At 70.3% G+C, this 4,802-nt stretch carries 5 protein-coding genes; 3 read left to right on the top strand and 2 right to left on the bottom strand.

The genetic code is table 11. The annotated features are described in order from the left end of the window. Positions 1-22: 22 nt before the first annotated feature. Positions 23-361, bottom strand: coding sequence for a hypothetical protein (locus G6R24_RS18305; RefSeq protein WP_163550429.1), 339 nt, complete (start codon positions 359-361; stop codon positions 23-25). A 200-nt stretch (positions 362-561) separates the two neighbouring features. Here G6R24_RS18305 and G6R24_RS18300 point away from each other — a divergent pair, with 200 nt between their 5' ends. Then, positions 562-966 (top strand): ferritin-like domain-containing protein, encoded by a 405-nt coding sequence (locus G6R24_RS18300; RefSeq protein ID WP_225438700.1) that lies wholly within the window; start codon positions 562-564, stop codon positions 964-966. Positions 967-1,189: 223 nt separating this feature from the next. Here G6R24_RS18300 and G6R24_RS18295 read toward each other — a convergent pair whose 3' ends face one another. After that, on the bottom strand, positions 1,190-1,579 hold the full coding sequence (locus tag G6R24_RS18295) for a YccF domain-containing protein (protein WP_163550427.1): 390 nt from the start codon (positions 1,577-1,579) through the stop codon (positions 1,190-1,192). A 358-nt stretch (positions 1,580-1,937) separates the two neighbouring features. Between G6R24_RS18295 and G6R24_RS18290 the strand changes: the two genes are divergently transcribed. Together G6R24_RS18290 and G6R24_RS18285 are read left to right on the top strand one after the other, a co-directional pair. Continuing rightward, complete coding sequence (locus G6R24_RS18290; protein ID WP_163550430.1) at positions 1,938-3,326, top strand: cystathionine beta-synthase; 1,389 nt, start codon at positions 1,938-1,940, stop codon at positions 3,324-3,326. 9 nt (positions 3,327-3,335) lie between these two features. Continuing rightward, positions 3,336-4,676 carry a cystathionine gamma-synthase gene (locus G6R24_RS18285; protein WP_163550426.1) on the top strand — a complete coding sequence of 447 codons (1,341 nt, stop codon included), beginning with the start codon at positions 3,336-3,338 and terminating at the stop codon, positions 4,674-4,676. The last annotated feature ends 126 nt before the right edge of the window (positions 4,677-4,802 follow it).

The following is a 4,802-nucleotide window of genomic DNA, read 5'->3' as shown; positions in this document are numbered from 1 at the left end:
CGGTCTCGGTCTCGGGGCGTCTCTACCCGAGCGCCGCCCCGACCCTGGCCGCCGCGGTCGCCGCCGCTGCCGCCGCCGCCAGGTCCACGTCCGCCGCCACCAACGCCACGTCGAGTACCTCCGTCGCCGGCGCGTTCTCGACCGCGGCGGGCCGATCGACCGCGGCTGCCCGCGGATCGGGGAATGCGTCCCCGGCCGGACCGTCGGCCTCCGCCCGCACGACGTCCGGCCGCGGCGCCGGCGTCCAGCCGGACGGGCTTTCGGCCCCGGGCATCCAGTCGGTGGGCATCCAGTCGGTGGGCATCCCGGCGACGGGGAACCGCGTCTCCGGGAACCGGGGCGCGGACAGCGAGCCGGACATCCTCGCCGCCGGCCCAACCCGTCGACGCCGCGGCCGCTGACGGCCCTGACCGCTGACGACACCGCCGCCGGATGATCCGGTGTCACCCACGGGTCGGCGGATGCTTGACGGCGCTGATTCCGGGCATCCCGCCCACAGCCGCCCCGGCCATCCAGCCGGGCGTCACCGCAGACGGGAGAGCGTGCCCCATGGACCGGGAGATGTTTGTCAAGCTGCTCAACGACGATCTCAGCTCGGAATACCAGTCGATCGTCCAGTACATCCAGCACGGTGCGACCATCACCGGCCCGCAGTTCCTCGCCGTCGGCGAGGAGATCAAGCGCCACCTGCCGCAGGAGCTGAACCACGCGACGATCCTGGCGGAACAGATCTCCTTCCTCGGCGGCACACCGACCGCCGAGGTCTCGGCTGTCAGTTCCGCCACCGACCCCGAGGACGCGCTGCGTACCGACCTGCTGCTGGAGTCCGAGCAGCTTGACCGCTATCGCGCGCGGGTCGGCCAGGCGAACGATCTTGGACTCGCGGACGTGGCCGAGGCGTTGCGCCCCCTGCTCGAGCAGACCCAGGAGCACGTGCGTGATCTCCAGAGCGCCCTGGGACGCTAGCCGCACGGGCCACCCGTCGCGCGCGCGGACCCCAGGCCTGGTCGTGACCTCCGGTAGCTCGTGACCTTCGGTAGCCGTTTTCCGCGGCGGGTGTCCTGACGTTCGGACGGGCGTCCTCGCCACCCGGATCGCCGTGGTCGTGTTCGTCTCCGATGTGCCGACCATGGCGATCCGCGTGCGGGCGGGTCAGCGCGTGCGGGTGGGTCGGCGGGTGCGGGTGGGGTCAGATGAAGACGCGGCTGTCGGAGTCGACGATCTCCTTGCCGAGTGGCATCAGCGAGACCGGGATGAGCTTGAAGTTCGCTAGGCCCAGCGGGATTCCGATGATGGTCAGGCACAGCGCGATGCCCGTCGTGAGATGGCCGAGGGCCAGCCACCAGCCGGCGAAGAGGATCCACAGGACGTTGCCGATCAGCGACGCGTCCCCGGCGCCGGGCCGGTCGACCAGTCGCCGGCCGAACGGCCAGAGGGCGAAGTTGGCCATCCGCAGCGACGCGATCCCGAACGGGATCGTGATGATCAGGATGAAGCACACCACCGCTGCCAGCAGATACCCGAGGGCCAGCCACAGGCCACAGAAGACCAACCAGATGACGTTGAGCACGACGCGCACCGTGGACCGCTCCCTCTCACATGATCGGACCGGCCCACCGGACCAGCCACCCGACGATCCCACCAGGACGGCTCCCGGCGGGGAAACTCCCACAGTGACCTACCCCGTCCGGAACGTCTTCACGAGTCCAGCGCCCATCGGTCACCGTCCGAGGTCATGGTCGCCAACCCTGGGCATCCACAGCCGAAACTGGTTACCTTCTGGGTTGGAACAATCGCGGTTCGCCAGCAGACCCGCGCCAAACGCGACAAATCCATGACAGTCTGCCAACCAAACCGACCCACTGGCCCGGTTGGTCAGTGTCAGCCCGACAGCCCGACAGCGCTGCCTGACCGTACGGGATAGGTGGATGACCGGTATGCGAGTGTTCGATCATGTGGTCGATCTGGTCGGTGACACACCGCTGGTGGCGCTGACGCCGACGCTCGAGCAGACGCGCGCACCGCTGCTGGGCAAGGTGGAATATCTCAGCCCGGGCGGGTCGGTGAAGGACCGGGTGGCGCTGGCGATGGTGGCCGCCGCCGAGGAGTCGGGGGCGCTGCGCCCCGGTGGCACGATCATCGAGCCGACCAGTGGCAACACCGGGGTGGGGCTGGCGCTCGTCGCGGCGCGGCGCGGCTACTCGTGCGTGTTCACGATGCCCGACAAGATCAGCGAGGAGAAGCGGTCGGTGCTGCGTGCCTACGGCGCGCAGGTGGTGATCTGCCCGACGGCGGTGGCGCCGGACGATCCCCGGTCATACTACCAGGTGGCCCGGCGGCTGGTCCGCGAGACCCCGGGCAGCTGGAGCCCGGACCAGTACTCCAATCCGCACAACCCGGCGGCGCACGAGGCGACCACCGGCCCGGAGATCTGGCGCGACACCGACGGCGGAATCACCCATTTCGTCGCCGGCATCGGCACCGGCGGCACCATCAGCGGCGTCGGGCGTTACCTCAAGGGTGTGTCGGACGGAGCCGTCCAGATCGTCGGCGCCGATCCGCAGGGTTCGGTCTACTCCGGCGGCACCGGTCGTCCCTACCTGGTCGAAGGGGTCGGGGAGGACATCTGGCCGGCGACCTATGACCGCACGGTGGTCGACCGGGTGGAGGCGGTCAGCGATCGCGAGTCGTTCCTGATGACCCGCGAACTCGCCCGCCGCTGCGGGCTGCTCCTCGGTGGCTCCGGCGGGCTGGCGGTGGTGGCGGGCCTGCGGGTGGCCCGGGAACTGGGACCGGACGGCCTGGTCGTCGTCCTGCTGCCGGATTCGGGCCGCGGCTACCTGTCGAAGATCTTCAACGATGACTGGATGTACGAGTACGGCTTCCTGGAGCCGCCGCAGACCGGACCGACCGTCGCCGACGCGCTGGCCCACAAGGCCGCCCAGCACCGGACCGCCGCGCCACCGGACCTGGTCCACGTGCATCCGCAGGAGACGGTGGGCGCGGCGATCGGCTACCTGCGAGAGTACAACGTGTCGCAGATGCCGGTGGTGGCGCACGAGCCGCCGCTGCGGGCGGCCGAGGTCGCCGGCGCGGTGCTCGAACGGCAGTTGCTGGCGGCGGTCTTCGCGGACCGGGCCGCGATCGACGCCCCGGTCACCGAGCACCTTTCTCCCCCGTTGCCGATGGTCGGTACCGGTGAGCCGCTGTCGCGGGTCGTGACGGTCCTCGGGGACGATCTGGCCGTGCTCGTCCACGACAATGGCAGCCCGGTCGGCATCCTGACCCGATCCGACCTGCTGAGTTTCCTGGCCGCGACGCCGTAGCGTGACGACATGGACGCCACTGCCGCCTCGGCCGCCAGCCCCGACCCGAACTCCGGCCCCGATCTGAGCGTCGGTCGCGACCCGGCCGTCCATGCGGACGTGGGTGCCGGCCCCGAGCCGCGGTCGTCCGGTCGGGCCCAGAACGCCGCCGGCTTTGAGACGATCGCGATCCATGCTGGTCAGGAGCCTGATCCGACGACCGGCGCCGTGGTCCCACCGCTGCATCTGGCCTCGACGTACGCCCAGGACGGGGTCGGTGGGCTGCGTGGCGGATTCGAGTACAGCCGGTCGTCGAACCCGACCCGGGCCGTCCTGGAGACCTGCCTCACCGCGCTCGAAGGCGGCCGGGCGGCCCTGGCGATGTCGTCCGGTATGGCTGCCACCGACACGGTGCTGCGCGCGGTCTGCCGTCCCGGTGATCACATCGTCATTCCGGCGGATGCCTACGGGGGGACCTACCGGCTGGTCGCCCGGGTGCTCTCGCAGTGGAACGTCGAGCACACCGCCGTCGATCTCGCCGATGCCGAGGCGACCCGGGCCGCGATCCGTCCGGGCGTCACCCGGCTGGTGTGGTGCGAGACGCCGACCAACCCGATGCTGACGATCGCCGACATCGGCGCGCTCGCGACCCTCGCCCATGACGCCGGCGCGCTGCTCGCCGTGGACAACACGTTCGCCTCCCCGTACCTGCAACAGCCGCTGTCCCTCGGCGCGGACGTGGTGGTGCACTCCACCACGAAGTACCTCGGTGGGCACAGCGACATCGTCGGGGGTGCGATCATCACCGCCGATCCGGACCTGGCCGAGCGACTACGGTTCCTGCAGAACGCGGCCGGGGCGGTACCGGGGCCCTTTGACTGCTGGCTGCTGCTGCGCGGCATCCGAACCCTCCCGGTACGGATGGACCGGCACTGCGCGAACGCCCGGCATGTCGCGACCCACCTCGCCGCGCATCCGGCGGTCGAGACGGTACGTTATCCGGGTATGCCCGGCCATCCCGGCTACCCGGTGGCCGTGAAACAAATGCGGGATTTCGGTGGAATGGTGTCTTTCACCCTGTCGGGTGGCCATGCCGCCGCCCTCGAGCTGTGCACGCGGACCAGGCTTTTCACCCTCGCGGAGTCGCTTGGCGGGGTCGAATCCCTCATCGAGCATCCGGCCAGCATGACCCATGCGTCCGTGGCCGATTCGCCCCTCGCGGTGCCGGCGAACCTGGTCCGGCTGTCCGTTGGCATCGAAAACGCCGACGACCTCGCCGACGATCTGCGTCAGGCACTGGACGGGCTGTCCACGGCTTTCCCGTCGAAGGCCGCGGACACCACCACCGCCGGCCGGGCCGGTTCGTCCTAGCTCGACCGGCCGAGCCGGGATTGCGCCCGATGCTCGCACCACGGACGGTGCGTCAACCGCCCGCCGCAACGGCCGATATATGTGCACGATCTGGAGATGCGGGCGACATAGCGAACCTTAAAAGGT

Origin of the sequence: Candidatus Frankia nodulisporulans, from assembly GCF_902806475.1 — a bacterium.
Classification (GTDB): Bacteria; Actinomycetota; Actinomycetes; order Frankiales; family Frankiaceae; genus Frankia; species Frankia umida.
Note: the sequence above shows the minus strand (reverse complement) of the source record. Positions and strands in the feature narration are given on the sequence as shown.